Origin of the sequence: Actinomadura sp. KC06 (assembly GCF_004348735.1) — a bacterium.
Lineage (GTDB): Bacteria > Actinomycetota > Actinomycetes > Streptosporangiales > Streptosporangiaceae > Spirillospora.
Genome location: NZ_SMKT01000060.1, coordinates 1 through 26919, shown reverse-complemented (window position 1 = coordinate 26919; position 26919 = coordinate 1). Strand labels below are relative to the sequence as shown.

21 protein-coding genes and 2 tRNA genes are annotated in these 26919 nt (G+C 69.4%); 12 read left to right on the top strand and 11 right to left on the bottom strand.

The genetic code is table 11. The annotated features are described in order from the left end of the window. Positions 1 to 160: 160 nt before the first annotated feature. Complete coding sequence (locus tag E1287_RS20340; RefSeq protein WP_131966623.1) at positions 161 to 1360, top strand: hypothetical protein; 1200 nt, start codon at positions 161 to 163, stop codon at positions 1358 to 1360. On the opposite strand, the gene E1287_RS20335 is transcribed toward E1287_RS20340, so the two are convergent. Then, positions 1357 to 3843, bottom strand: a complete 2487-nt coding sequence (locus E1287_RS20335) for a Tex family protein (protein WP_131966638.1) — start codon at positions 3841 to 3843, stop codon at positions 1357 to 1359. The genes E1287_RS20340 and E1287_RS20335 overlap by 4 nt on opposite strands. 350 nt (positions 3844 to 4193) lie before the next feature. Here E1287_RS20335 and E1287_RS20330 point away from each other — a divergent pair, with 350 nt between their 5' ends. Both E1287_RS20330 and E1287_RS20325 read left to right on the top strand, forming a co-directional pair. Further along, the gene (locus E1287_RS20330) at positions 4194 to 5501 is read left to right on the top strand and encodes a sensor histidine kinase (protein ID WP_243719239.1); all 1308 of its coding nucleotides are present in this window, start codon (positions 4194 to 4196) and stop codon (positions 5499 to 5501) included. Beyond that, a complete protein-coding gene (locus tag E1287_RS20325; RefSeq protein ID WP_131966622.1) occupies positions 5453 to 6097 on the top strand; it encodes a response regulator transcription factor in 645 nt (214 codons plus the stop codon). The genes E1287_RS20330 and E1287_RS20325 overlap by 49 nt, the downstream gene beginning before the upstream one ends. A 5-nt stretch (positions 6098 to 6102) precedes the next feature. Here the strand turns inward: E1287_RS20325 and E1287_RS20320 are convergent, their stop codons facing one another. After that, a complete protein-coding gene (locus tag E1287_RS20320) occupies positions 6103 to 6522 on the bottom strand; it encodes a cupin domain-containing protein (RefSeq protein WP_131966621.1) in 420 nt (139 codons plus the stop codon). A 61-nt stretch (positions 6523 to 6583) separates the two neighbouring features. Here E1287_RS20320 and E1287_RS20315 point away from each other — a divergent pair, with 61 nt between their 5' ends. Continuing rightward, on the top strand, positions 6584 to 7078 hold the full coding sequence (locus E1287_RS20315) for a MarR family winged helix-turn-helix transcriptional regulator (RefSeq protein ID WP_207934334.1): 495 nt from the start codon (positions 6584 to 6586) through the stop codon (positions 7076 to 7078). A 193-nt stretch (positions 7079 to 7271) separates the two neighbouring features. After that, positions 7272 to 9083: a glycoside hydrolase family 18 chitinase gene (locus tag E1287_RS20310; protein ID WP_131966619.1), complete on the top strand. Its 1812-nt coding sequence runs from the start codon at positions 7272 to 7274 to the stop codon at positions 9081 to 9083. Between the two features lie 306 nt (positions 9084 to 9389). Here the strand turns inward: E1287_RS20310 and E1287_RS20305 are convergent, their stop codons facing one another. Further along, positions 9390 to 11963 carry a tetratricopeptide repeat protein gene (locus tag E1287_RS20305; protein ID WP_131966618.1) on the bottom strand — a complete coding sequence of 858 codons (2574 nt, stop codon included), beginning with the start codon at positions 11961 to 11963 and terminating at the stop codon, positions 9390 to 9392. Positions 11964 to 12077: 114 nt separating this feature from the next. Beyond that, positions 12078 to 12656 (bottom strand): YceI family protein, encoded by a 579-nt coding sequence (locus tag E1287_RS20300; protein ID WP_131966617.1) that lies wholly within the window; start codon positions 12654 to 12656, stop codon positions 12078 to 12080. 131 nt (positions 12657 to 12787) lie between these two features. Between E1287_RS20300 and E1287_RS20295 the strand changes: the two genes are divergently transcribed. Then, positions 12788 to 13174: a helix-turn-helix domain-containing protein gene (locus E1287_RS20295; protein WP_131966616.1), complete on the top strand. Its 387-nt coding sequence runs from the start codon at positions 12788 to 12790 to the stop codon at positions 13172 to 13174. A gap of 6 nt (positions 13175 to 13180) precedes the next feature. Here the strand turns inward: E1287_RS20295 and E1287_RS20290 are convergent, their stop codons facing one another. Next, entirely contained in the window at positions 13181 to 13630 is a 450-nt protein-coding gene (locus E1287_RS20290; RefSeq protein WP_131966615.1) for a hypothetical protein, read from the bottom strand. Positions 13631 to 13834: 204 nt separating this feature from the next. Between E1287_RS20290 and alaS the strand changes: the two genes are divergently transcribed. Next, on the top strand, positions 13835 to 16465 hold the full coding sequence (gene alaS, locus E1287_RS20285) for an alanine--tRNA ligase (protein ID WP_131966614.1): 2631 nt from the start codon (positions 13835 to 13837) through the stop codon (positions 16463 to 16465). A gap of 328 nt (positions 16466 to 16793) precedes the next feature. On the opposite strand, the gene E1287_RS20280 is transcribed toward alaS, so the two are convergent. The 3 genes from E1287_RS20280 to E1287_RS20270 all read right to left on the bottom strand — a co-directional run bounded on the left by E1287_RS20280 (position 16794) and on the right by E1287_RS20270 (position 18581). Further along, complete coding sequence (locus E1287_RS20280; RefSeq protein ID WP_131966613.1) at positions 16794 to 17015, bottom strand: hypothetical protein; 222 nt, start codon at positions 17013 to 17015, stop codon at positions 16794 to 16796. A gap of 244 nt (positions 17016 to 17259) precedes the next feature. Beyond that, positions 17260 to 17697, bottom strand: a complete 438-nt coding sequence (locus E1287_RS20275) for a hypothetical protein (protein WP_131966612.1) — start codon at positions 17695 to 17697, stop codon at positions 17260 to 17262. Positions 17698 to 18507: 810 nt separating this feature from the next. Further along, positions 18508 to 18581: transfer RNA gene (locus tag E1287_RS20270), tRNA-Pro, on the bottom strand. 139 nt (positions 18582 to 18720) lie between these two features. Between E1287_RS20270 and E1287_RS20265 the strand changes: the two genes are divergently transcribed. From E1287_RS20265 to E1287_RS20255, 3 genes are all read left to right on the top strand, one after another. Next, positions 18721 to 18791: transfer RNA gene (locus E1287_RS20265), tRNA-Gly, on the top strand. An 899-nt stretch (positions 18792 to 19690) separates the two neighbouring features. Further along, positions 19691 to 20086: an STAS domain-containing protein gene (locus tag E1287_RS43840; protein ID WP_165969103.1), complete on the top strand. Its 396-nt coding sequence runs from the start codon at positions 19691 to 19693 to the stop codon at positions 20084 to 20086. A 753-nt stretch (positions 20087 to 20839) separates the two neighbouring features. Beyond that, positions 20840 to 21115, top strand: a complete 276-nt coding sequence (locus tag E1287_RS20255) for a MerR family transcriptional regulator (RefSeq protein WP_131966636.1) — start codon at positions 20840 to 20842, stop codon at positions 21113 to 21115. A 1064-nt stretch (positions 21116 to 22179) separates the two neighbouring features. Here E1287_RS20255 and E1287_RS20240 read toward each other — a convergent pair. Continuing rightward, positions 22180 to 22746, bottom strand: a complete 567-nt coding sequence (locus E1287_RS20240) for an XRE family transcriptional regulator (RefSeq protein WP_131966609.1) — start codon at positions 22744 to 22746, stop codon at positions 22180 to 22182. Between the two features lie 54 nt (positions 22747 to 22800). Between E1287_RS20240 and E1287_RS20235 the strand changes: the two genes are divergently transcribed. Next, the gene (locus E1287_RS20235; protein WP_131966608.1) at positions 22801 to 23313 is read left to right on the top strand and encodes a GNAT family N-acetyltransferase; all 513 of its coding nucleotides are present in this window, start codon (positions 22801 to 22803) and stop codon (positions 23311 to 23313) included. Positions 23314 to 23679: 366 nt separating this feature from the next. On the opposite strand, the gene E1287_RS20230 is transcribed toward E1287_RS20235, so the two are convergent. Next, a complete protein-coding gene (locus E1287_RS20230; RefSeq protein ID WP_131966607.1) occupies positions 23680 to 24312 on the bottom strand; it encodes a LysE family translocator in 633 nt (210 codons plus the stop codon). An 812-nt stretch (positions 24313 to 25124) separates the two neighbouring features. On the opposite strand from E1287_RS20230, the gene E1287_RS20225 reads away from it, so the two are divergent. Then, positions 25125 to 25610 (top strand): hypothetical protein, encoded by a 486-nt coding sequence (locus tag E1287_RS20225; RefSeq protein WP_131966606.1) that lies wholly within the window; start codon positions 25125 to 25127, stop codon positions 25608 to 25610. A gap of 477 nt (positions 25611 to 26087) precedes the next feature. Here E1287_RS20225 and E1287_RS20220 read toward each other — a convergent pair. Then, on the bottom strand, positions 26088 to 26919 hold an 832-nt coding region (locus E1287_RS20220), incomplete at its 5' end, for a transporter substrate-binding domain-containing protein (RefSeq protein WP_207934333.1).

The window sequence follows — 26919 nt, the reverse complement described above, 5'->3', positions numbered from 1 at the left end:
CGCGGGCACGCCGAACACGGCTCCGCGCCTTCGCGCGGCCAAGTCTATGGGGTAGCGGCGCCGGCTGCGGACATCGGACGCCCCCCGGACCGCCGAATCCGCGTCAGCAATACCGCACAGGCAGTGACATCCAGCACCAGAACCCCCATACTCGTCCGGGATGAACGGGATAGCTGCGGCCTTCAGTGCGACCGGTCTCTACTACCTCGGGTTCGCCTTCTTCAAAGTGGCGGCGGACCGGATGGCCCCTCTCCGGGGCAACCGCATCCTGCACATGACCTGGACGATCGTCAGCAACTGGATCTTCCTGATCGCGCTCGCGTTCGTGCTCGGCGGGCTCAGCCTGCAGATCCTGGCGCTGAGCAAGCTGCCGCTGTCCACGGCGGTGCCGATCTTCATGTCGGGCATGGTCCCGCTGCTGCTGATCGCGCTGGTGTTCTTCGGCGAGCGGCTGACCGCCCGGGAGTGGCTGAGCCTGCTGCTGATCGGCGGCGCGATCCTGCTGCTCACCGCCTCGCTCAGGGGGGACGAGCCGATCGGCTCGGCGGACGCGCCGCTGTGGAAGATCGCGGTCGTGGTGGGCCCGGCGATCGCGGTGCCGGTGCTGATCCTGGTGCTCGGCGACTACCGGCCGGACGGGCGGCACGCCCGGCCGGTCACCGGCATCGCCTACGGGCTGAGCTCGGGCTTCCCGGTCGGGACCGCGGAACTGGCGATCAAGGGGTGGAGCGACCACGCGGACGCCGCGCGGCCGGAGATCGTCCTGACGCCGTGGCCGTATCTGACGGTGTTCTCGGCGGCGATCGGGTTCGGGATCATGGTCATGGCGTTCCAGCGCTGCCGGGTCTCGATCGTGTCGACCGTGATGACGGTGGCGGCCAAGACCTACCTGCTGACGATGGGGACGTTCCTGTACGCGGAGCAGTGGCCGCAGGACATGGCGCACTCCGGGATGCGGCTGGGCGCGCTGGCGCTCGGGGTGATCGCCGTCCTGCAGTTCCCGCGGCACCGGCCCATCGAGGACGAGCCGCGGGAGCCCTCCCATGTGGGCGCATCGTCCACGCAGGACCCGTTGGGCTACCCGCCGGTCAGGGACCCCGCGCGCAGTGACCCGGCTGTAGTCGGGGAGCACGCGGCCGGAGAACATGCGGTCGGCGGGACGCATGCCGGGCATGCCGACCAGGGGATGCCGCATGCCGCGCCGGTGCCCCCGCAGCGTTCCCCGCACGCACAGGACCTGCTCGGCCGGGGCCCCTACGACCGTCCGGAGCAGACGCCGCCGCGACGGCCCGTCCGTCCGCAGGGTCCCGCTCCCACCGAGACGGGGGCGGACGGCCGCTGGCGCGGCTTCACCGACTAGCGCCCCTTGCGGCCCTTCCGGTCGTTGCCGGGGAGTCCCTTGTCGAGCCCGGCCCGGCGGAGCGCGTCGGCCATCGCGCCTCCGCCGCTGCCGCTGTCCTGACCGCCACGGTTCTGCCCGCGCCCGCCGCCTTGGCTTTTCCCGCTGTTCTGACCGCCTTGGCTGCCTTGGCCATGTCCGTCGCCGCGCGGCTTCTGGCCGCCGCGGTTCTGCTGTCCGCCGCGGTCGCGGCGCTCGCCCTGCCGGGGCCGCTGCCGTCCGCCGCCCTGCTGGTCGCGGCCGGGCTCGTCGTCCAGGCGGAGGGTCAGCGAGATGCGCTTGCGCTGCAGGTCGACGTCCAGGACCTTCACGCGGACGATGTCGCCGGGCTTGACCACCTCGCGCGGGTCGGCGACGAACTTGTCGGACATGGCGGAGATGTGGACGAGCCCGTCCTGGTGCACGCCGACGTCCACGAACGCGCCGAACGCGGCCACGTTGGTGACGACGCCCTCCAGGATCATGCCGGGTTCGAGGTCGGCGAGCTTGTCGACGCCCTCCTTGAACGTCGCGGTCTTGAACGCCGGGCGCGGGTCGCGGCCGGGCTTCTCCAGCTCGGAGAGGATGTCGGTGACGGTCGGCAGCCCGAACGTGTCGTCGACGAAGTCGGCGGGCTTCAGCGAGCGCAGCACGGCGGTGTTGCCGATCAGCCCCTTGAGGTCGGCGCCGGCGGCGCTCAGGATCCGGCGGACGACCGGGTACGCCTCCGGGTGCACGCTGGACGCGTCGAGCGGGTCGTCGCCGCCGGGGATGCGGAGGAATCCGGCGCACTGCTCGAACGCCTTCGGGCCGAGGCGCGGGACGTCCTTCAGCCCGCGGCGGCTGCGGAACGGGCCGTTGGCGTCGCGGTGGGCGACGATGTTCTCCGCGAGCCCCTCGCCGATGCCGGACACGCGGGTGAGCAGCGGCGCGGACGCGGTGTTCACGTCGACGCCGACGGCGTTCACGCAGTCCTCGACGACGGCGTCGAGGGAGCGGGACAGCTTCACCTCGGACACGTCGTGCTGGTACTGGCCGACCCCGATCGACTTCGGGTCGATCTTGACGAGTTCGGCGAGCGGGTCCTGGAGCCGGCGGGCGATGGAGACGGCGCCGCGCAGCGACACGTCCATGCCGGGCAGCTCGCGCCCCGCGTACTCCGACGCCGAGTACACCGACGCGCCCGCCTCCGACACCATGATCTTGGTGAGCTTGAGATCGGGGTGCCGGGCGATCAGGTCGGCGGCGAGCTTGTCGGTCTCGCGGGACGCGGTGCCGTTGCCGATGGAGACGAGGTCGACATTGTGCGCGCGGGCGAGGCGGGCGAGGGTCTCGATCGACTCGTCCCACTTCCGGCGGGGCTCGTGGGGGTAGATCGTGTCGGTGGCGACCACCTTGCCGGTGGCGTCCACGACCGCGACCTTGACGCCGGTGCGCAGGCCCGGGTCGAGGCCCATGGTCGAGCGGGTCCCGGCGGGGGCGGCGAGCAGCAGGTCGCGCAAGTTCGCGGCGAACACGCGGACGGCCTCGTCCTCGGCCTCCTGGCGGAGCCGCGTGCGCAGGTCGATGCCGAGGTGCACGAGGATCCGCGTGCGCCACGCCCAGCGGACCGCGTCGGCCAGCCATTTGTCGGCCGGACGGCCCTGGTCGGTGATCTGGAACCGGCGCGCGATCTCCGCCTCGTAGGAGCTGCGCTGCCCCGGCTCCGGCTCGTCCTCCGGCACCAGCTCCAGGTCGAGGACCTCTTCCTTCTCGCCGCGGAACAGCGCGAGGACGCGGTGCGAGGGCAGCTTCGCGAACGGCTCGGCGAACTCGAAGTAGTCGGAGAACTTCGCGCCCGACTCCTCCTTGCCGTCCCGGACGCGCGAGACCATCCGGCCCCGGTTCCACATGCGCTCGCGCAGCGCGCCGATGAGGTCGGCGTCCTCGGCGAAGCGCTCGACGAGGATGGCGCGGGCGCCCTCCAGCGCGGCGGTCTCGTCGGCGACGCCCTTGTCGGCGTCCACGTATCCGGCGGCCGCGGTCTGCGGGTCGTTGGACGGGTCGCCGAGCAGCAGGTCGGCGAGGGGTTCGAGCCCGGCCTCGCGGGCGATCTGCGCCTTGGTGCGCCGCTTCGGCTTGTACGGCAGGTAGATGTCCTCGAGCCGCGCCTTGGAGTCGGCCGCCATGATCTGGGACCGCAGCTCGCCGGTGAGCTTGCCCTGCGACTCGATCGACTCCAGGATCGCGGCGCGGCGCTCGTCCAGCTCGCGCAGGTAGCGCAGCCGCTCCTCCAGGGCGCGCAGCTGCGCGTCGTCGAGCGTTCCGGTCGCCTCCTTGCGGTAGCGGGCGATGAACGGGACGGTCGCCCCGCCGTCGAGGAGTTCCACCGCGACCCGGACCTGCCCCTCGCCGACGCCGATCTCCTCGGCGATGCGCTGGGTGATGGGCGGCGGGCCGTCATGCCCGGCGGACGTCTGGCTCATGGTCGCTGTCACAGCTCGATTTTCGCTTTCAGTCTGAGTTGTCCCACACGAGGGGTGGCCGGGCACCCGTTCGCTCGTCCGGCCGGACGTCCAATAGTGGATCACGCCGACCGCCGACCGGACGCGATCGAGCAGATCGGCGTATCCCTCCACACTGCCGAGCAGGTTCGCGGTGCCGCCGTCGCATTAAGGCAGGGTAGGTCTAAGTCCACCTCCGGCGCGGACGAGAGGGGGCCTAACACCACCGAGCCGTGGCCGATGGTCGACCACAATGGTGGCGGGGCCGGGATCTACAGGATCTACCGGACAGGGGCCGGGATCCACCGGACAGAGCAGCCGTGGAGGTACAGGTGAGCGACCGCGAACTGGTCATCGGGCCGCGTCTCGGGGTGTACGGGCGGCGTGCCTTCACCAACCTCGTCCGCGGGGTCGTGCAGATCGTCGTGGCGTACGTGGCGAACCTGCCGCTGTTCATCCTCGCGGTGCTGTCGATCGCGTTCATCCCGCTGGGGGTCGGGGTCGTGCTCACGCCGGTGGTGATCCAGGCGATCCGCGGGGTCGCCAACCAGCAGCGCGTGTGGGCGGCGGAATGGTCGGGCGTGGAGATCGCCGTCCCGTACCGGCCGGAGCCGCCGGGGCTCGGGCCGTTCGGGCGGCTGAAGTGGCTGTTCTCCGACCCTGCGACGTGGCGCGACCTGCTGTGGACGCTTCTGAACGTGCCCATCGCGCTCGTCCTCGGGATCCTCGCCGGGCTGCTGGGCCTCTACGGGCTGGAGGGCGTCTTCGTCGCGCCGTGGCTCGCGCAGATCACCGCCTACGGGTGGGGCCCGTTCTGGCCGCTGGACGACTACGGGGTCTTCGGGATCGTCGCCACCGTCTTCCTGGCGGCGGTGATGCTGGTGGTGTCCGTCCCGGTGGGGCCGATGTTCCTGAAGGCGCACGCGCTGTTCTGCCAGTCGCTGCTCGCGCCGACGCGGGCCGCGCTGACCGAGCGCGTCCAGCGGCTGACGGAGACCCGGCTGGAGACGGTGGACGCGTCCGCCGCCGAGCTGCGCCGCATCGAACGGGACCTGCACGACGGCGCTCAGGCCAGGCTCGTGGCGCTGAGCATGAACATCGGGCTCGCCGAGGAGATGATGAAGCACGACCCGGAGACCGCGCAGCAACTCCTGGCCGAGGCCCGCGCCGCCAGCGGGACGGCGCTGACGGAGCTCCGCGACCTGGTGCGCGGAATCCATCCGCCGGTGCTGGCCGAGCGGGGCCTGGACGGGGCCGTCCGGGCGCTGGCGCTGGGGCTGCCGCTGCCGGTCGACGTCCACACCGACCTGCCCGGACGCGCCGACGCGCCGGTCGAGTCGGCGGCGTACTTCGCGGTCGCGGAGATGCTGGCGAACGTCGTCAAGCACTCGGGCGCGCGGCGGGCCTGGCTGCAGATCGAGCACTCGGACGACCGGCTGCTCATGATCGTCGGCGACGACGGGACGGGCGGCGCCGATCCCGCCCAGGGTTCCGGGATGCGCGGGATCGAGCGCAGGCTGGCCGCCTTCGATGGGACGATGGCCGTGACGAGCCCGCCCGGTGGGCCGACCGTCGTGACCATGGAGCTGCCGTGCGCGTTGTCATCGCCGAAGATCTCGCCCTCCTCAGAGACGGGCTGATCCGCCTGCTCGGCGCGTTCGGCTTCGAGGTCGTCGAGGCCGTGGACAACGGGCCGTCGCTGCAGCGGGCGCTGACCACGCACCGTCCGGACGTGGCGGTCGTGGACGTGCGGCTCCCGCCGACGTTCACCGACGAGGGGCTGCGGGCCGCGCTGGAGGCGCGCCGCGAGATCCCGGGCCTGCCGGTGCTGGTGCTGTCGCAGCACGTCGAGCAGCTGTACGCGCGGGAGCTGCTGTCCGACAGCACCGGCGGCATCGGCTACCTGCTGAAGGACCGGGTGTCGGACGTCAAGGTGTTCGTGGAGGCGGTGCGCCGGGTCGCGGACGGCGGCACCGCGCTCGACCCGGACGTGGTGGCGCAGCTGCTGACCCGGCACGCCCGCGAGGAGCCGCTGCAGCAGCTCACCCCCCGCGAGCGCGAGGTGCTCGGGCTGATGGCGGAGGGCCGGTCGAACGCGGCGATCGCGGCGAAGCTGTTCGTCACCGAGAAGGCGATCAGCAAGCACACGAACAGCATCTTCGCCAAGCTCGGGCTGCCGCAGTCCGAGGACGACAACCGGCGCGTCCTCGCGGTCCTCGCCTACCTGGGCGCTTGAGTCGGCTATTTCGCCCAGGGCGGGACGAGCCGCTCGTCGCCTTGAGGGGCGATGTCGCATTTCGTGTCGTCCACAAGGGCGTCCGGGTCGTAGGCGAGGCAGCCGGCGTGGGCGGCGACGACGGCGGTGAACCCGGCGTCCGGCCGCGAGGTCATCTGGCGCGGGACGTCGGCGGGCAGGACGACGGTGTCGCCTGGGCCCGCCTCCAGCTTGCGTCCGTCCAGGTCGATGGTGGCGGCGCCGTCCAGGAACGTCCAGATCTGCTCGGTGTCGAAGGCGTGCAGCGGCCCGGTCCGGCCGGGCGCCATGTCGACGCGCCAGAGCGCGAGGCCCTCCGTGCCGCCCTGGGTGGGCGTCGCGAAGGTGGTCATGGTGCCGTTCGGCGTGTCGGTGCGGCGGCTTTCTGCGTCGCGGATGAGCGTCATGAGCCCCGATCCCCTAAGTTAGACAATGTGGTTGTCCTTATAGTCAATGAGGTTGTCTTTCATGTCAAATGACGAGCCCGGCGGCGGGCCCCCGGACGCGCCCGGCTACGAGCTGCCGCTGCGGCTGTTCCTCGCCTTCCGCGTGATCGTCGACGAGGTGCACACCGAGCTGGCCGAGCAGGGGCATCCCGGCCTGCGTCCGATGCACGGGTTCGTCTTCCAGGCCATCGGGCCGGACGGCACGACCGCGGTGGAGCTCGGCCGGCGGCTCGGGGTGAGCAAGCAGGCCGCGGGCAAGATGATCGAGTCGCTGGAGCGCGCCGGGTACGTCGAGCGCGGCGCGGACCCGTCCGACGCCCGGCGCAAGCTGGTCCGGCTGACCGCGCGCGGCACCGACTCGCTGGCCCGCTCCGCGCGGATCTTCGACCGGGTCCGGGACGACTGGGTCCGGCGGCTCGGCGCCGACCGCGTCCGGGCCCTGGAGCGGGACCTCCGCCGGGTCACGCCGGACGACCCGTGGCGGCTCGACGTCCCCGGATGGTTCGGCTCGGCCTGAAAATTCTTGGACGGTTTGAACCCGTACGTGCCCAGGCAGCCGCTTAGACCACCTGCATTGACGCATCCGACCTGCCCGAAAGCCCTTGAACGCACCGTTCCACCCGGTTACGATCCACCCAATTCTTAGGAAAGTTTCCTAAGAATTGAGCGGGGATTCCTGTTTGCTTCGGGGGCCGAACGAACGGAGAATCATGTCAAGACCGGGCGGACGGCGGGCGATCGCGCTCGCCGGCGCGGCAATCCTGGCGGTCTCCACCGCCCTGGTGGCGGCGCCTCCGGCGTCGTCGGCCGGGACGGTCACCGCCGAGTGTAAGAAGACCCAGGACTGGGGCACCGGCTTTGGCGGCACGTGCACGATCACGAACGGGACCACTGCCCCCTTGAACGGCTGGAAGGTCGAAGGTGACCTGCCATCCGGGACGAGCGTGACGTCGGTTTGGAACGCCACCAAGACCGTTTCCGGTAACCACTACACCTTCACCAACCCGACGTGGAGCAACACCCTCGCGGCCAACACCACGGTGAGCTTCGGGTTCAACGGAACCGGGCCCGGTTTCTTCACCGGCTGCAAGGTCAACGGCGCCGCCTGCGACGGCGGCGGCAACGGCGGGGAGGACCTCGAGGCTCCCACCACCCCCATGGGCCTCCGCCTCGTCAACAAGTCCGCCACGACCGTCGGGCTCGCGTGGGACGCGTCCACCGACGACGTGGGCGTGACCGGCTACGACGTCTTCCAGGGCACCACCAAGGTCGCCTCGGGCAGCGGGACCGGCGCCAACATCACGGGTCTCACCCCGAAGACCGCCTACACGTTCACGGTCAAGGCGAACGACGCCTCTGGAAAGAGCTCCCCGGCTTCCGCTCCCCTCCAGGTCACCACCGACGAAGGGGGCACCGGCACGGCCGGCAAGGTCATCGGCTACTTCGTCAACTGGGGCGTCTACCAGCGGAACTACCACGTCAAGAACATTGACACGAGTGGCTCCGCGCGCAAGCTGACCCACATCAACTACGCGTTCGGCAACGTCCAGGGCGGCCGGTGCACCATCGGCGACGGGTACGCCGACTACGAGAAGGCGTACGGCGCGGACCAGAGCGTCGACGGCGTCGCCGACACGTGGGACCAGCCGCTGCGCGGCAACTTCAACCAGCTCCGCAAGCTGAAGAAGAAGTACCCGAACCTCAAGGTGCTGTGGTCGTTCGGCGGCTGGACCTGGTCCGGCGGCTTCGGCCAGGCCGCGCAGAACCCGGCGGCCTTCGCCGAGTCCTGCTACAACCTGGTCGAGGACTCGCGCTGGGCGGACGTGTTCGACGGCATCGACATCGACTGGGAATACCCGAACGCCTGCGGTCTGACCTGCGACACGAGCGGCCCCGCCGCGTTCACGAACCTGATGAGCGCGCTGCGGACCAAGTTCGGCTCGAACAACCTCGTGACCGCCGCGATCACCGCGGACGCCAGCTCGGGCGGCAAGCTCGACAAGGCCGACTACAAGGGCGCGTCGCAGCACGTCGACTGGTACCTGCCCATGACCTACGACTACTTCGGGGCATGGGACGCGCAGGGACCGACGGCGCCGCACTCGCCGCTCACGTCCTACCCGGGCATCCCGCAGCAGGGCTTCAACACGGCGGACACCATCGCCAAGCTGAAGTCCATGGGCATCCCGGGAAGCAAGCTCCTGATGGGGCTCGGCTTCTACGGACGCGGCTGGACGGGCGTCACCCAGAAGGAGCCCGGCGGCACGGCCACCGGCCCGGCACCCGGCAAGTACGAGCAGGGCATCGAGGACTACAAGGACCTCAAGGGAAGGTGCCCCTCGAACGGCACGGTCGCCGGGACCGCCTACGCGCACTGCGGTAACCAATGGTGGAGCTACGACACACCTGCCACGATCGGCAGCAAGTCGGGCTGGGCAGCGTCCGAAGGACTCGGAGGCGCGTTCTTCTGGGAGCTCAGCGGCGACACCACCAATGGCGAGCTCATCAACGCCATCCGATAGCGGTCTCGGCTGAGCTGTTCGCAGAGGGGGTCCTCCCAGCCCCTTAGGCAGCCGAGACATCGGGCCCCTGACCAACCGGACGCCGGTCAGGGGCCCGCCCTTGACCGCACCCCGGTCAAGGCCCGGCCCTTTCCCGGCGCCCCCCGCCGCCGGGAAAGGGCCTCCACCGTCCTCCACGCCCGGGCCAGCCCCGACGCGGCTCAGCCCCCGGCGCGGCTCAAGACCCGACCCGGCTCAGCCCCCGGCGCCGCTCAGGGCCCGGCGCGGCGCGGCTCAGGGCCGGGTGCGGGTCAGGTGCCGGGCGGGTCAGGTCTCGGTGTGGGTTTGGGTGCGGGCTAGGACGGTGCGGGCGCGGGCCTCGCCGGAGGCGTTGCCGAGGCTGCGGTACAGGTCGAGGGCCTCGCGGGCGGGGGCGGCGGCCGGTTCGCGGCGGCCCGCGTCCAGGAGCACCTCGGCGAGGGTGCGGCGGCTCCGGGCCTGCCACCAGCGGTCGCCGAGCTCGTCGAAGGCGTCCACCGCACGCCGCAGCGCCTCGGCCGCCTCGTCGTGCCGTCCCAGCCGGCCCAGGGCGCGTCCCTCCGAGATGCGGGTGCGGGCGAGGCCCCACGTGTCGCCGAGCGTCTCCAGCGTCCGCGCCGACTCGCGGACGAACCGCAGCTCCCGCAGGCCGTTGCGCGGGTCGCCGGTCTCGCCGGCGGCGCGCAGGCAGCGGGCCGCCTCCCACTGCTCGCCGCGCAGCCGGAACGCCTCGATCGCCCGCTCCAGCGTCGGCGCCGCCAGGCTGTGCTTGACGTCGGCGGCCGCGGTGTCGCCGGACGCCCGGAGCGCCCGGGCCTCGGCGGCCAGGACCTCCCCGAGCGCGCGGAGCGTCTGCGCCTCCGAGTACCGGTTGCCGTTGCGCTGGAAGACCTGGAGGGCCTGTTCGAGGAGGCCGCGGGCCTCCTCGTAGCGGCGCTGGGCGAGCCGCAGTTCCGCCAGGTTGCGCTGCGTCCTGGCCCGCCACCAGGCGTCGCCCTCGTCGGTGAACGCGTCGATCGCCTCGATGAGGTAGTCCTGACCCTCGTCGACGTTGCCGGCGTCCCGCAGGCACATCCCCGCGGCCCGGAGAGCGCGGGCGCGCCACCACATCTCCCTGCCGCCGGTGAAGATGCGGAGGGCTTCGGACGCGTCGTTGTACGCGCTCTCCATGAAGCCCTGGTTGCCCTGGACGGACGACCGTTCAAGCAAGGCGATCCCCACGGCCTGGTCATCGTTCATGTGCGTGGCGACCGTGTAGGTCAATTCGGCCGCCGCCCGCCACTCCGGCCAGAAGACACGCAGCGAATGGAACAGCGAGCATGTGGCACGGCCAAGGCGCCACACCAGACTCCACATTTCGTGTTCCGCGCCTTGGGCGAGCAGTGCGAGAAGGGCGGGACGTTCACTGGTCAGCCAGTCGAGCGCCGAATACTCGGAGACGGGCGCCTCGCCGGCCCGCCGGTGCCAGTCCTGGGGCCAGCGGCTCGCGGCCACGCGTTCGGCGCGTTCGCGGTAGCCGTCCAGGACGCGGTCAAGGGCGGCGTCGCGCTCGTTCTCGGCGTCCTCGACCTCCGTCCGCTCCAGCGCGTACAGGCGGACGAGGTCGTGCAGCCGGTACCGCATCCGTCCGGTGGCGTCCGTCCCGGAGCACTCGACGAGCTGGGCGTCCACCAGGGCCTCAAGCTGGTCGTCGCCCTCCAGGTCGGACACGCCGAGCAGCGCGCCCGCCGCCCACGCCTGCACGTCGGGCGCGTCGAGCATGGCCAGGGTGCGCAGCAGGCGGCGCTGCGTCCGGCTGCAGTCGTCGTAGCTGAGCGCCAGGCTCGCCCGGACGCTGGTGTCGATGTCGCGGGCGGTCTCCAGCTCGTCCAGCCGGCGGCGCCGCTCGTCCTGGAGCCGGTCGGCCATCGCGCGCGGCGTCCACGACTCGCGGGCGGCGAGGCGGCCGCCGCAGATCCCGATCGCGAGCGGCAGGTACCCGCACAGCTCGGCGATCTCCTCCGCCGCCACCGGGTCGAGGGCGATCCGCTGCGGCCCGGCGAGCCGGCCGAGCAGCTCGACGGCGCTCTCGCCGGTGAACTCCCGCAGCCGCCGGTCGAAGGTGTTGCGCAGGTGCAGCGGCTGCCGGGACGTCACGATCACCGTGCAGCTCCCGACGGGCGGCAGCAGCGCCCGCACCTGTTCGGCGTCGCGTGCGTTGTCGAGCAGGACGAGGATCCGGCGGCCCTTCGTCCACGTCCACCACAGCTTCTGCAGCTCGGGCAGGCCGCCGGGGTCGGTGGACAGGCGGACGCCCAGCGCCTGCAGGAACCCGATCAGCACCTCCTCCGGGGCGACCCGCGCGTCGCCGGTGCCGCGCAGGTCGAAGTACAGGCAGCCGTCCGGGTGGTCGGCGGCGATCTCGTGCGCGAACCGGGCGGCCAGCGACGACTTGCCCACCCCTGCCGGGCCGTGCAGGGACACGACCAGCGGGGACGCCGGGGAGCCCGTCCCGTCGGCGGCGGCGCGGCGCAGTTCGGCGAGCGATCCGTCCCGTCCGGTGAAGTGCGCGATCACGGGCGGGAGCTGCGCCGGCGTGACGCCCGGCTCGATCTCGTTCCGGCCGGGAGGGCCGTCGCCGGGGCCGCCCTGCTGCGTCCCCCACGCCGCGATCCCCGCCAGGAGGGCGACGCCGCTGGTGACGACGACCTGGACGGGGGCGGCGAGGTCCAGCGCGTCCAGGGACGTCGTCACGGCCGTGATGACCGCGGTGAGGCCGCCGACGATCCACGGCGCCGCGAGCCGGGCCCGCCTCGGGGCCGCCGCTCCCGGCCCCTGCGGCGACGGCGCGCCGGTGGACGTCTCGTCCGGCATCCGGTCCATCCGGTCCCTCCGCCCTCCGTCACGCCCCGGACCCACGATCGAGGGGCGGCGGGCCCGTTACCACCCCTTTACGGATGATCACTCATCCCGGGGAACGGAGGGTGAACGGATCGCTCAGCCGGTCCGCAGCACCGCCTGGATCTCCAGGACGATCTGGACCTTCTCCCCCAGCCCCAGCGCGCCGCCAGGGACGGTGGCGCGGTCGCCCACGCCGAACTCCAGCCGGTTGATCTCGCCGGTCGCGGTGAAGCCGGCGCGGGCGCCCTTGAACGGGTCGTCCTCCCGGAACGGGTCGGGGCCGAAGCCCTCGACCTCCAGCTTGAGCGGGACCGGCCTGGTCGTCCCGCGCAAGGTCAGCTCGCCGTCCAGGACGTGACCGTCGCCGTCCCGGCGCAGACCGGTGGAGCGGTAGGTCATGGTCGGGTGGGCGGCGACGTCCAGGAAGTCGGCCGACCTGACGTGCTCGTCGCGCTGCGCGTTCCCGGTGTCGATCGAGGCCAGGTCGATGGACGCGGTCACCGTCGAGTCGAGGGGGTCGTCGCCGGTCACGAGGGTGCCCTCGAACGTCCCGAAACGGCCGCGGACCTTGCTGACCATCAGATGCCTGATCGTGAAGCCGACGCCGGAGTGGACGGGGTCGACGGTCCAGGTGCCCGCGATGTAGCCGGGGACCTCGACAAGCTCGGTCGTCATCGTGTCTCCTAGGGTTATGAATGGTAAGGCGGTTCCGATCGGGAACCGTGGGAACCGCCTCCATGGTGCGGACACCCTCGGAGTCGGCACAAGAAGGCACTTTTTTCTGCCTCGGTCACCTGGAGAGAACCATGGGATTGCACCCGCACGCGGCGAGCTGCCGCGCCCGCGAGATCCTCGAGCGGGTCGGCGACAAATGGTCGCTGCAGGTCATCGCGCTGCTCGGCGAGCGCACCAAGCGGTTCACCGAACTGAAGCGCGAGATCGAGGGCATCAGCCAGCGCATGCTCACCGTCACGCTGCGCGGCCTGGAACGCGACGGAATCGTCACCCGGACCGTGTATCCGGTGATGCCGCCGCGGGTCGACTATTCGCTCACCCCGCTGGGCGCGACGCTGATGGACGCGGCCAACGCCCTCGTTTTCTGGGCCGAATCCCACCTCGACGAGATCGACGCCGCTCGGGCCGACTACGACTCTCGCGTAGCTGAGATCGACGCGCTGAAAAAGACGTCCTGACCTCGCTCAGGGGGATGCGAGCTCTGCGTCGCAGAAGACGCAGACGTAATGCTCGTCCTTGACGACGTTGAGTTCTCCGCATTCGGGGCAGTGCCGGAAAACGAATGTGGCGGTGAAGCAGTCCGGCCTTTCCAGACCGGCGCGATCGAGGGCGTCCGCGACCGCGGGCCAGGATTCCGCGCCTGGACAATAGCCGGTGGACTGGTTGCTGACTTCCGTAACGGCCGTGCCGTCGAAGGTGATTTCGCCGGCGGCCAGGACGTTCTGCCCGCCGGCGCAGGCGACGTGCTCGCTGCGGCGCGGAGCGATCCGGAGCGTGCCGTCGAGACCGACGACATAGGTGAACGGCTCGTCCTGCGGCAGGGGCCGCACGTCTGCCGGCGACCAGATGGGCTTGCCTTCCATGCCGGGACGCACCTGGCCGAGCAACTCGGCAGGCCCCACATAGGCGTACATGCGATTCACGGTAGGACGCGGATGTACGCGAGCGCGACGCTAAATCCGTGTGCCTCCGCCCGCCGCGACGAGGTAGCGTAGTGGTGATGGACTTTCACGAGGTGGGACGGCGAGCTAGCCGCGCCGAGCTGGGGAACGAGCAGTCGTGCCCGGCCCGGCTCGGCGGTGTGCGCCGTCATCCCATCGACCTCGTGAGGCCGTCCCATGCGTTCGAGTGACATTCGTTCGACCTTTCTGGACTTCTTCCGCAAGCGCGATCATCGCGTCGTGCCGTCCAGCCCGCTCATCCCGTCAGATCCCACGCTCCTGCTGACGAACGCGGGCATGAACCAGTTCAAGCCGTACTTCCTCGGCGAGACGACACCGGAACACTCCCGGCTGATGTCCGTGCAGAAGTGCGCGCGGACGTCCGACATTGAGAACGTGGGCCGCACCACGCGGCACTCGACGTTCTTCGAAATGCTCGGCAACTTCTCCTTCGGCGACTACTTCAAGGCGGAGGCGATCTCCTGGGCGTGGGATCTTTTCGTCCGCCATTACAATCTCGACCCGGAACGCATCTGGGTCACCGTGTACCTGGACGATGACGAGGCAGAACGGCTATGGCGCCGCGTCGGCGTGCCCTCGGAACGGATCCAGCGCCTCGGCATGGAGGACAACTATTGGTCGATGGGCGTGCCCGGCCCGTGCGGACCGTCCTCCGAACTCCACTACGACCGGGGCCCGTCCTTCGGACGTGAAGGCGGACCGGCCGTGGACGGCGAGCGTTACCAGGAACTATGGAATCTCGTCTTCATGCAGAACCTCCGCGGCGAAGGGTCTGGTAAGGGCGGATACCCCATTCTCGGCGAGCTGCCTGCAAGGAACATCGACACCGGCCTTGGCCTCGACCGTCTCGCGGCGATTCTGCAGGACGTCGACACGGTATGCGAGACGGATCTGCTCGCGCCGACGTTCCGGCTCGTCCAGGAAATGGCGGGACGCCCGTATCCGGGGCGTGACGGAAGCGACGATTCCACGTCGATCCGCATCGTCGCGGAGCACTCGCGCTCAATCGCGTTCCTCATCGCCGACGGCGTCCTGCCGTCGCGCGACGGCAGAGGCTACGTGCTGCGCCGCCTGATGCGCCGCGCCATCCGCCACGCGCGCAGACTCGGCGTGGACGACCTGGTCCTGCCCGCCCTCACGACCAGCGTCATCGACAACCTGGGCGAAACATGGCCGGAACTGACGCAGCAATCCGGTCTGATCCGCCAAGTCGTCACGGCCGAGGAAGAGAGCTTTGAACGCACACTCCGTCAGGGCTCGCAGATCCTCGAATCGGCGATTGGCCGCGCGACGTCCACCATTCCCGGCCGCACCGCGTTCGAACTGCACGACACCTACGGATTCCCGATCGACCTGACCATCGACGCCGCGCGCTCAGCGGGCCTCACGGTCGACGAGAACGAATTCGCGGAACTCCTCGAAGAACAGCGCCGCCAAGCGCAACAAGCGGCCCGAGGCCGAAAGGGCGACGCGGTCGCACGCCAGGACACCTACCGCCAGCTCATCGCGGAACACGGCCTCAGCACCTTCGTCGGCTACTCCGCGACGACAGCGGAAACAAAGATCCTCTCCCTGATCGGCCCCAACGGACGTGTGCGAAGCGCGAGTCAGGGCGAGGAGATCGAGCTGATCCTGACGCGCACCCCGTTCTACGCGGAGTCAGGCGGCCAGGTGGGCGACACGGGCACCCTGCAAACCTCAAGCGCGACACTGCACGTCCTCGACACCCAACTGGGCCTGGACGGGTTGCACGTCCACACCGTCCGCATACTGGACGGCGAGGTGCGTCCCGGCGACGAGGCGGAGGCGACCGTCAACGCGGACCGCCGGTCGGCCACGGCACGCTCGCACAGCGCGACCCACGTCCTGCACGCGATGCTGCGCCGGCTCCTCGGCGACCACGCGGCCCAGCGCGGCTCACGCGTCGAGCCAGGACGCCTGCGCTTCGACTTCGCCCACTTCTCCCCCGTCGACACCGCACCCGTCCAGACCCTGGTCAACGACTACCTCCTGGACGATCCCGACGTCCGGGTCTGGGAGGCGTCCCGCGCCGAGGCGGAGGCGGCGGGAGCGTTCGCGCTGTTCGGCGAGAAGTACGGCGACGACGTCCGCATCGTGGACATCGGCGACGCGTCCCGGGAACTGTGCGGCGGCACCCACGTCGGCCACGGCTCCCAGGCGGGACCCGTCCACATCGTCGGCGAGCAGTCCATCGGCACCGGCCTGCGCCGAATCGACGCGCTCACCGGCGCGGACGCCCTGCGCCACTACGACCACCAGCGCGACCTCCTGCGCGAACTCGCGGCACTCCTGCACGTCTCTCCGGACCAGGCACCCGCCCGCCTACGGCAACGCCTGGAAACACTCGCCGAGACCCAACGCGCCCTGGAAACCATGCACCGGGCCGAACTGGACGCGCACGCGGAACGCCTCGCGTCTCTGGCTGAATCACTGCCCGGTGGCTGGCTGGTGGCGCAGATCGTCCCTGACCTGACCAGCGCGGACCTCCGCACCGTCGCCACGACGATCCTCACCCGCCGCGGGCCCCGGGGCATCGTCGTCCTCGGCACGGAATCGTCCGGCAAGGCCGCTCTGGTCGCGGCGACGGGCCCGGGCGTCCAGGCCCGCGACCTCCTGACCTCCGCCGCACGCGAGGTCGGCGGCGGCGCGGGCGGCAAGGGCCCCATCGCGAACGCGGGCGGCCGCCACCCCGAGAACCTGCCAGCGGCGATCCGCACCGCAGCCGCAGACGCCCGCGCCCTCCTGGCCACCGGCATCCTCAGCTGACGAGATCCCGCCGGCCCGATGTCCCGGTCGGGCTGGCGGGATTTGAACCCACGACCCCTGGCACCCAAAGCCACTCTCACCACCCAGCCGACCTGGGATTACACCGCTCTCACCAGGTCAGACGACATACGCCGTGCCTACAACGCCCCCCACAGCAGCGCAAGCGACCTAGTTCATCGCCCCGGCATCTCCCCAAGATCACCGGCTGGCACCGCGTCCGACCACTGGCCACCGCCCCGACGCCCGGGGCGGTCGCGGGATGGAGCGCGCCGTCGCGCTGCTGCGCGCGCTGGATTAGCTTGCCCGCCAGCCCCCCGCCGGCTGCGGCTCATGGTGTGGGTTCGCCCATGAGGACGGCGACCTCCGTCGGCCGGTCAGCGGCCCATTCCCCGCCGAGACCCGCCTGACGTTCGAGGCGTGTGTCGCGCACCTCCATCTCGAGCCTGACCCGCAACGGCACCGCGGCGGCCTCATCCGCCTCCGCGCGCAGGGACACGCAGGCGGCATCCTTGTCACCGTCCACGCCCGACACCGGCCGGACGGGCCTCATTCCCGCCTTCGTCTCGATGATCGGCTTGGTTGGTGCAGGGCCGGGGGCAAGTAGGCGGAGGGTTAGACAGGGTGCGACTCCCCCTGCGGAAGCATGGCCAGGGCTGCAGATCTCGTAGTGCAAGCCTGGCCTGGGAGGCCTGACCCGTCCGCTTCCATCCGCATCACCCGGGGCTTGCGTTCCTCGGCCAGTTACCACGCCATGGGGTGGCAGACTTAGCGCGGAGCCACCAGCTCGTGGGGTCTTACTCAGTGATCTTCACCTGGGCTGATTCGGGGGCGTAGTTGATCCGGAAGAGTTGAGAGTTGCTCCCGTCGTGGACGACGATCGCTCCCGGCTGCTGAGTCGGTACGTCGTAGAGCACGCTGGTCATCACGTACTGTCCCGGTTTGGGGTTGCTGGGACTGTGGAGGGAGTCGGTCATGCCGAGACTGCTGCAACTGATGCCGACGATGAGGCCCAGATCCTGCACCTTGCCGTCCGCTCCGACCCACTTTCCGGTCGTCGTTGTGTCGCCCTCGGAAGAGCCGACGTTCTTGATCTTGAACTCGGCGCACACGTACTTTCCTTGGGCGGGCAGGTCCTGCTCGAAGGTCTCGTCATAGAGACTCTCGGTGGTCTTCAGCGCTGTCAGCGTGAACTCTTCTCGCGCTAGCGCGCCTGCCGCGTCGGTGACGTCCACCCCCAGGGTTCTCCCTACGCCCAGCGTCGGAAGGCTCGGCGCCGGTGGTGGGAGGCAATGATCCGTGGACGGCGCTTGGCCTGGCCCGCATGTCGCCGTGCGCTCTGGTGTTGATTGGTCGGCCGTCCGTGATCCCTCCTTCTCGGTTCCGCACCCGGACAGGGCAAGAACCACGCACGCAGTGGCAGCACCTGATGCATGGGCGAGTTTGTTCATGATTGCTCCCGAGAACCACCGTGTTGTTCACAATGGTCGTCCTCGTGAGGTCAAGCGCTCGCGAACAGGGCGTTAGAACGATTCCAACCATCCTCAAGCGTCCGGTGGCCTGCACGGGCCTTCGCCAATACCCAAGGCGGCTCGAAGTCCGGCTGCCGCTTCCCTCGCCGTGCGACCGGAGGGGTGAGGACCACGTCCTCAACTCCGTCCAATTGCCACAGCCGACGCTGGAGCTCGGCGAGGCGCTCCTCCGGACCAGGTCGTCGGGCTCGTCTAGGTTGAACCCGAGGTCGGCCCCGTCTTCACCTTCGGTACGCGGGAGCACTGGCATTGCAGGCGACCTTGCATGCCCGGCTCGGACAGCGGGTGCTCGGCACCACGCATCGCCCAGCACGCCGGACATGTTCGGGTGGTCAAATCAGCGAGCCACACCCGCCCGGCGAGTACGATTGTGCTGGCTGGGTGGCCTCGGCCGCCTGCTGTGGAGCGTCGATCACCCCAGGGAGACGTCGGAGACTTTCGTCTTCCCGAACGTCCCCCCAATCACGCGAAAGACCCTCTCCCGATGCACCGGGACAGGGCCGCTGACCTGCGTCGGGCTGGCGGGATTTGAACCCACGACCCCTGGCACCCAAAGCCAGTGCGCTACCAAACTGCGCTACAGCCCGCACGCCACCGCCGTACACGATGACGCGAGAAGTCTAGTCCCGATCAGCCCCGCTCCGCGCAACCCGGCATGACACGTCCGCCCCGGGGACCCTGTACGCTACGGGATGGCGATCGAGGGCCGCAGGCCCTCATCCGCTCGCGGGCGTAGCTCAATGGTAGAGCCCCAGTCTTCCAAACTGGCTACGCGGGTTCGATTCCCGTCGCCCGCTCCCAAGTTTCCCCAGGTCATCCCCCCATTGACCATGATCCAAGATCTTCTATCACTGCTTCTATCACTGGACTCGTGCGTGATCATGGTGGATGCCCTGCCTGGAGCTGGCACGGGAAGCTACTCCCCGCAGCCCCCAAGTTGGACATCAGCCCGCCGTCACGGTGACGTCGAGGGCGGGTACCGGTGCCAGGTCCGGGTCGTTCGCCGATGGCGGCGAGTACTCCGGCAGCGGCGCGGGCGTCAGGGACCATGGAGAAGAGCGGCGGCTCGTGCGTCACGTCGGCGGGAGCAGTCTGGCCAACGCGGCGCAGCGGTGTTCGGGGCCGAGGACGATCTCCGGGCAGTGCCCCGCGCTCCTGCGGCGTGCGTTTCAGGACGGAGTGGGACGGCGGCCGTCGAGGCATTCGGTCGCCTTCCTGCCCGGTGACGGAACGGGAAGATCACCCATGCACGCACCATAAACCTGATCACCCGCCGCGGAGAGCTCCCACCCGCTGATCACACCCGGCAAACAGGGAGCGTCTCCCCGGACGCGCACTCGGCGTTGCGCCCTAGTTCTTCTAGCAGATCGCCGACCGCGGCCCGCAGCAGCACCAGCCCCCGCCGGCGGCCCCGGCGCGTTCCCACATGAACGCGTCGAGCCCGGGGAGTCGCGGAAGCTCCCTGGCCGCTGGAACGGTTGTTCCCCGAGCACGCCCGGTGACCAGGAACAGGGCTGGCGGCCCGCCCCTCAGCGAGCTCCCCACAAGCCGAATGCCGCGCCCCCTTCTTGGACGCAGTCCCCAGACGGCCATGTCCATCGCTCGGGCAAGGCGACTGCAGCTTCGGTCACTGGCCCACCGTGTTTTCCGCAGGCGCGACTGGGTACCGGCTGGTACCCGGACGGAGGTGATCGGCGTGACCGACCATGCCGGCGATCGGCCGCCGTCCACTCCCGGTGAGCGGTTGAGCGCGCGCACCGAGTCCTGCGCGGGCGGCCGTGTGCTGGTGGTGCACGTCGATGGGCAGATCGATCTGTTCACCGCTGATCTGCTGCGCGAACGGGTGCTCTCGGCGGCGCTGCCGGCCACGCCGCCCCGGCTGGTGCTGGACCTGGACCGGGTGAGCTTCTGCGACGCCTCCGGGCTGAGTGCACTGGTGCTGATCTGGAAGGAGGTCCGGGCCCACGACGGGGACATGGTCATCGCCCGGCCGCCGGGCATGTGCCGACGGATCCTGCACCGCACCGCCCTGGACCAGGCCATCCACGTCACCGCCACCCTGGACCGCGCGATCACGCACCTCACCCGCTGAAACCACTCGCCGCGCGGGCCCGAAGCCCAGGTCGGAGCGCGCCCGCACCCCCGCATAGAGAACCGCATCAGCCGATCTCCGAAAACCTATGGTGATCGAGGTAGATATTCGCGGCCGCTTGGGGTAGTGTTCCTGTCATCGAAGAGGAACAAGTCCATGAGACGCGGCAGATGACGAACTGCCCGGACAGATGGATGGCGCAGGCCGGGCGTGCCGGGGTCAACGCAAGGCAAGGGACCCCGGCAGTCGGCCGCGCGCCCGGCGGCCGACAGGCCGCCAGCAAGAAGGCAAGTGAAGAAAAGAACGCAGGTAGGGAGAACACGGAAGGAGGGATTCGGCACCATCGGGATCGCCCGTCGCAGGCTCCAGTCACGCCGCGCGGGTACCGCAGCTCCACAGATTGGACGGTGGTCTACGGTCACGCATCCGCGATCCCCGCGCCCCCGCCCCAGGCGGCAGGCGCGGACGACAACCGGCCGCAGCGCCGGATAGATGGTGTTGTACCTCATGGCCCCGGCGCCGCCTTTCGGCGCCGGGGCCCCGGCATGCCCGGACCCCTGCCGCAACCGCAAGCACGCAGACGGCAGTACGGAAGTTTTTGTGACCACACCTCAGCCGGCTAGGCCCGGCACCCACCAAGCCCACCGCGACCCGCACCCCACGCAGCCCGAACCGGCGCAGGACGACCCCGACACCGGGCTCGACAGCAGGCTGGACGACAAGCTCGACGACGAGGACTACCCGGCCTACAGCATGGGCCGCGCCGCCGAGATCCTCGGCGTCACCCCGGGGTTCCTGCGCAGCCTGGACGCCCCCAAACTGTTCGTCCCGCAACGCTCATCCGGCGGGCACCGCCGCTACTCCCGCTACCAACTGCGCCTGGCCCAACGCGCCCGCGACCTGGTCGACCAGGGCACCGCCCTGGACGCGGCATGCCGCATCATCATCCTGGAAGACCAACTCGCCGAAGCCCAGCGCATCAACACCCAACTCCAGCACCGCCTCGACAAGGACACCGAACGCGACTGATCAGCCCTGATCGGCCCTGATCGCGGCACCGACAACACCGACCGCCCCGCCGATGACGAGGCTACTGAAGTCCTGGCGCGCACCACTTGCGCAGTGCCCGACGCAAGCGAACCGGACTGCCGCAGTAGACGTGTCATCAACTGCGGCACACGTGCCTGACCCGTCTGCGGAAGGCCGGGATGGCGTTGGAAGCCGTCCAGGCCCAGGCCGGTGGTTTCGTCCGTGTCTAGCGGATCTGGCTCACATTGCGTGAAGCGGTCACGGAGCGTGGTCCGTGGCTGGTGAAACGGACCGAGTCGCGGTTGAGTAACTCTGCGCACATGGGTGCGGCGCATCGTCAGGATCTTTCATCCCCGGAACTGATCCCTACGAGCGGCCGCGAGGTCGTTGTGCTGCATGCCCGCACAGGCGAGAACCCCTGCTGCGTCGATCTGCTCTTCCCGCACCTGAAGGATGTGCAGGTCGATGGCGTCACCGAGACCGAGGACGGTGTCGTGGTCGCCGCGCGGACCCGGACCACAAGCGCGGAGTGCCACCAGTGCGGGACCCCCGGCCGCCCGGCGCCATAGCCGCTACCGTCGACGGCCGCACGACCTCACGGCGGATGGCAGACCGGTGGTGATCGTCTTGGAAGTGAGCCGGTTCTTCTGCGATAGCACCGCGTGCGAACGGCGCACGTTCGCCGAGCAAGTTCCAGTACTGACCAGACCGGCACGGCCGCCGCACGGCGTTGCTGCACCGGCTGCTGGAACGAGTCGGCCTGGCCTTGGCGGGCCGGGTGGGCGCACGGGCGGCGGGCCTGATCGGGCTGCGTGCGAGCAGGTCCACGCTGATCCGCCTGGTCCAGGTGCTTCAGACCCGCCGGTCGGAAAGGTCCGCGTACTGGGCGTCGACGACTTCGCCACCCGGCGCGGCCACGTCCACCGCACCGTGCTGATCGACATGGACACCCACCGCCCAATCGACCCGGCTGCGCAACCATTCAGCAGGCGTGCGCGTGCCGCCCCGGGACCGGCCGCTTCTCCTCCAGCACTGCCCCCATGTTCGTGATGTTCAGCGAGAACCTAGCGAGGACGCATGATGAGCGCGGCCACGTAATAGGTGCAGGGGTGCTGGGCGGATGGGTTGGCGTAGCCGTGAACGACATCAGCGGCGAAATAGACTGAATCGCCGGCGTCCAGGGCTATGTGCACCTCGCCCACGGTGACTGAAAGCCGTCCGGACTCGACGGCCAGGTATTCGTGTGACCCGGCGGCGTAGGCGGGGAAGGAGCCGGCGTCGCATCCGGGCGGCAGTGTTGTGCGGATCAGTTCGAAGTTCACGCCGGGTACGACGGGCGACAGGATGGCGCGTCGCCAGCCGGCGGGATGGTCGGTCACGTCCTGTTCGGTGCTTCTGCGGACGACTAGGCGCTCCTGGTCGGAAGCGACCACAAGGTGTGCCAGGGGGACGCCGAGGCCGTCGGCTATGCGGGCCAGGACGATGATGGTGGGCGCCTTGGCGGCCCGTTCCACCGCGGAGAGCATGCTGATGCTCACCGTTGACCGGGTGGCCAGCTCCTGCAGCGTCAGTCCTCGCTCGGTGCGCATCTGCTGCATCCGGTGCCCGAGTGCTTGAAGGTCGAACTCCATCTGCGATACTATAAAGCAATTCTTTGCTCTATAGTAAACGTGCGGGTGGGTGGCATGTCTGACCAGAACGTCCCGACCGTCCGCCCGGCGCAGCCGCGCGACCTGGAGGCGATCGCGCGGATCTACGCCCACTACGTCCTCAACACCACGGTGACCTTCGAGCAGGACCCGCCGGACGCCCATGACTGGTGGCGCCGCCTTGACGCCGTCCAGGCCCGGGGCCTGCCGTTCCTGGTCGCAGAGCAGACCGGAAAGGTGATGGGCTTTGCCTATTGCAAGCCATGGCGGACGCGTTCGGCCTATCGCCGCACGGTGGAGGACTCGGTCTACCTGATGCCCGAGGCGGTCGGCCGCGGGATGGGCCGGACGTTGCTGGAGGCGCTGCTGCGCGACTGCGCCGCCGCCGGGATACGGCAGGTCATCGCGGTGATCGTGGAGACCGGCGATCCCACCTCCAGCGCGCTGCACAAGTCCTGCGGGTTCGTCGACGCGGGACGGCTGTCGGCCGTCGGGCACAAGCACGGCCGGTGGCTGGACACGCTGATGCTCCAGCGCGCCCTGCCGTGACCCCGCAGGGGAACGCCACTCCGGATCGTGCAGGCCCGGGCGGCCGCGCCGTCACCCGGCGATCTGGTTGATCGCGTACTCCGGGCGATGCGCGCACCGCACACGAACATGCAGGCTACGGCGACGCATCTGCCGCTGTCCGCGACGCGCCCCCGGTCTATCAGGCCCGCGTTGGATTCTCTGTCGAGTTCGCTCGTCCGATCGACGCCGTCTCGTCCGGAAGATGGGACGTTCGAGCGCGCTTTCGTCACGCCCGACGCCGAGCCGGCGCGCCTCGCCAGTGCCCATGCGATATTGAGCGCCGAGATGTTGTCAGTGGCTCACGCTGAATTGGTGTCAGTGGGGGCATGGGGTGCGCGTCGGCGCCTATCGCGCTTCGGTGGCCAGACGCAGCGCCAGACCGATCAGCACGGTGCCCGAAAGGTATTCCAGGCGGCGCCGTATCGCAGGCCGCTGCAAGAATCGTTTGGCCCTCGTGATCAAGGACACGATCGCGATGTACCATCCCAGATCGATCAGCGTCGAGGCGAGCGCCAAGAGCAGCAGTGTCGCCGGCACCGAGGCGCCCGCAGGCACGAACTGCGGTAGGAACGACACCGCGAACACAGCGGCCTTCGGGTTCGCCAGGTTCGTCATCAAGCCGAGCCGATAGCTCCGCCACCACGATGGCCCCGGTTGCACTGCCACATCGTCGCCAGATCGTACGACCGTGCCGCGGCGAGCCCGCCACAACATCCTGGCGCCGAGGCACACCAGCACGACGGCACCGGCGATGCGCATCACGTCATACGCCAGCCGCGACGCCAGCAGCACCGCCGAAAGGCCAAGGGCGGCGGTCACCGACCACAGCAGCCACCCGGTTTCATTGCCAAGTACGGCCGCGGTCCCCGCGGGCCGACCAAAGCGCACCGACTGGCGCATGATCACCACGGTGGTCGGACCGGGTGCCATCGAGACCAGAAGCGATGCCGCCGCGAAAGCGGCCAGCCCGTCCAGCATGCACTCTCCTCGACACACGGCGACCGCCCCGGATGGCGATTCCCCTCCACCAGTGCCCGCCCCCGGACCAAGGGAACCTGTTCTGTGCTCGCATCCCCTACGGCGTGCGCTGGCCGCTTCGAACTGGACATGTCGAGTCGCCTAGAGCTGGACGGTGTCGCTCAGCCCAACCCAGCGCCTGACCTGCGGCAAGCCTTGGCCGGCCGGGCACGGGAGCGGCCACTTTTCCCCCGGCTCTGGGTCAGCGTTGAGGGTGGGCAGGAGAGCTGGAATGCGACGATCAGGGCGATGTAGGACGCGGCGAAACGGTCACCTGCGGTCACGATGTGCGTGGCGGGGCGCACACGACGGGTCCCTTCAGTGGACCATGCACGCGCACCGCCTCGCCCAACGATGGCCCAGCGATGTAAGCGGTGGCCGGCCATGGCATGTCGCCGTCCGTGTCAGCGTCGAGCACCGGCGAGGTGAACACCCCGCCAACCCTCCGCGCCGCCGCGACTTCGCGCCGGAACCGCACCAGGAACGCCTCGTCCTCGGATAACTCGGGCCGCACAACCTTGACCGCCACAGCCCGTCCCCCGGGGCGACCGCCCCAAATAGACGTGACTCATTCCGCCGCTACCAGCGCGGCCAGCAGCCGATAGGGCCGACCCGCACAGGATCCTCTGCCGCGAGTGCCGCGAGTCTCTTCGTCGCACCAGCCGACCGTCCACTGTGATCTCGGCGGCGGCAGCGTAGCGCTCCCGCCCTGGGACCCCTCCCCGCCGGACGCCGCTAGCGTATGGCCGACATCGCCCAAAGCGGGAGAAGACATGCGAAGAACGCGGCGGCACACCGCTTGGCCTCTGACCATCCCCACGTTCGCGCTCCTGCTCGCGGGCTGCGCCGACGATGAACCAGACAAGGCCGCTCCCGCCTCCAGCCCGCTTCCGGCGACCACGCGTCCCGCCTCCCCGCGCCCGACCCCTACGCTGCCGAAGGCGAAGAACGGCAAGAGCCTCTCCGCCTGCGCGGACGCCAGGTGCGAGGTAGCGGTCGGAGTCGGCGACACCATAGATTTCAACGCCCGCGTCACGCGCAGGGCAGGTGTCGGCGATCTGACCATCAAGGAGATCGGCAGCAACACAATCACATACGCGATGTTGTCCGGGGATGTCAGCTTCGGCCAACCGAAACTGGACATGCCGAGCAACGTCAACGGCGCCTTCTCTCTGACTCTGATAGCCACCGCCGGCAACACCGCGGTCATTCGCGTCGGTCCACCCAAGCGCAATGCTTTCGAAGTAATAGTGGAATAAGCCTCCGGCTGCACTACGCGATCTCTACGCACACATCACCCGGCCGCCGTTCTCCCAGGCATTCCGCCACTTGATCAGAGCGGTTGGCCGTGTTCGAGGTAGCGGTGGGTGGATAGCCCAGCTGGTGACAGGCGAACAACGACTCTGGAGGCCGGTTCCGGTCAGGAAGGTCCACTCGCTGACTTGTGTCCAACCCATCGCGATTTCCGTAGAGTGTCTGCACGTTGGCCTCCATGGACCCGGTTTTCGGTTGGTTGCCGGCTGATGTGGACGGTGTGTCAGGTGAAGCTCCAGCTGGCGTCGCAGGTGCCTTCGCCTTCCTCGAAGGAGAGGGTTTCTGCGGTCGGGGTGACGTCGGCGAGAGGGGCGTTGTAGCGCGTTAGGTAGACGGGGTTTGCCTAGGTGAGCTTCCCAGTTCAGAGGACACCTCTGCATTACCGCACCATCGTCACCCGATATTGATCGGCGGATTCAGGCTCAGCCTGCCGTGCTTCCTCGGCAAGACATTTCGTTAATCTCTTCCAAGGTGGGTTGTGCCTCGAGGAAGTCCCGGGTTAAGGGGAGGCGTTCGCTGAAGTGCTTCCGCCAATCGTTGCTGCCGACATAGTTGCGCAAGGCTGTTCGGAGGCGTTGGCAGGTGTCGTGATTTCCTTTGGCTATCGCGAACCCCGTGGAGGTGCGAGGGCCGAACCTGATCCCGTCGACAAGTTTGGTATCCTGCCGATCTGCCAGTTGCATGCCGGCGAGCGTCAACCGGTCTCCGACGATCGCGGCCACTCTACCCGCCAATAGGCCGGTGCGGCAGTCGCCGAAATCCTTTTCCAGGACTATCCGCGCCCCCTCTTCGACCTTCGTCAAATCGTCGACCGACGTCGAACCAGCAATCATGCATACGGTCCGCCGGGAAAGGTCCGATATTTTTTCTATACGTTTATTATCGCTACGAACCAACACACCCAGTCGCGAGGACGCGAGCGGTCCGACAAAGTCGACTCGCCGTTCTCTTAACGAAGTTATGCCCAGCGTGCCGGCAATGTGGACCTGCTGACTCTCCAGCGAGTTCATCGCATCTTCTCGCGCGACTCTCCTGAGCGTGATAACTCCGTTGAAATCGGTACGATCGAGCAATCCCATGATGACGTCAGCGTTGTAGCTTGAATCCGCTTCGTGGTCTCCTGCGCCGTCTTGCCAGACTCCCGCCACTACTTGCCTGGCATCGAGGAATGAGTCCGGCGCCTGGGATACGTGGGTGCTGCCCTGGAGCAAGCCGAGCGGCAACATCATGAGCACGGCACGGCCAGCCTTCGCC

Coding starts and splice junctions, on each gene's coding strand:
- E1287_RS20340 (WP_131966623.1), top strand. CDS start 161: ATGAACGGGATAGCTGCGGCCTTCAGTGCGACCGGTCTCTACTACCTC.
- E1287_RS20335 (WP_131966638.1), bottom strand. CDS start 3,843: ATGAGCCAGACGTCCGCCGGGCATGACGGCCCGCCGCCCATCACCCAG.
- E1287_RS20320 (WP_131966621.1), bottom strand. CDS start 6,522: ATGACGCTCATCCGCGACGCAGAAAGCCGCCGCACCGACACGCCGAAC.
- E1287_RS20315 (WP_207934334.1), top strand. CDS start 6,584: ATGTCAAATGACGAGCCCGGCGGCGGGCCCCCGGACGCGCCCGGCTAC.
- E1287_RS20310 (WP_131966619.1), top strand. CDS start 7,272: ATGTCAAGACCGGGCGGACGGCGGGCGATCGCGCTCGCCGGCGCGGCA.
- E1287_RS20305 (WP_131966618.1), bottom strand. CDS start 11,963: ATGGACCGGATGCCGGACGAGACGTCCACCGGCGCGCCGTCGCCGCAG.
- E1287_RS20300 (WP_131966617.1), bottom strand. CDS start 12,656: ATGACGACCGAGCTTGTCGAGGTCCCCGGCTACATCGCGGGCACCTGG.
- E1287_RS20295 (WP_131966616.1), top strand. CDS start 12,788: ATGGGATTGCACCCGCACGCGGCGAGCTGCCGCGCCCGCGAGATCCTC.
- E1287_RS20290 (WP_131966615.1), bottom strand. CDS start 13,630: ATGTACGCCTATGTGGGGCCTGCCGAGTTGCTCGGCCAGGTGCGTCCC.
- alaS (WP_131966614.1), top strand. CDS start 13,835: ATGCGTTCGAGTGACATTCGTTCGACCTTTCTGGACTTCTTCCGCAAG.
- E1287_RS20280 (WP_131966613.1), bottom strand. CDS start 17,015: ATGAGGCCCGTCCGGCCGGTGTCGGGCGTGGACGGTGACAAGGATGCC.
- E1287_RS20255 (WP_131966636.1), top strand. CDS start 20,840: ATGGGCCGCGCCGCCGAGATCCTCGGCGTCACCCCGGGGTTCCTGCGC.
- E1287_RS20240 (WP_131966609.1), bottom strand. CDS start 22,746: ATGGAGTTCGACCTTCAAGCACTCGGGCACCGGATGCAGCAGATGCGC.
- E1287_RS20235 (WP_131966608.1), top strand. CDS start 22,801: ATGTCTGACCAGAACGTCCCGACCGTCCGCCCGGCGCAGCCGCGCGAC.
- E1287_RS20230 (WP_131966607.1), bottom strand. CDS start 24,312: ATGCTGGACGGGCTGGCCGCTTTCGCGGCGGCATCGCTTCTGGTCTCG.
- E1287_RS20225 (WP_131966606.1), top strand. CDS start 25,125: ATGCGAAGAACGCGGCGGCACACCGCTTGGCCTCTGACCATCCCCACG.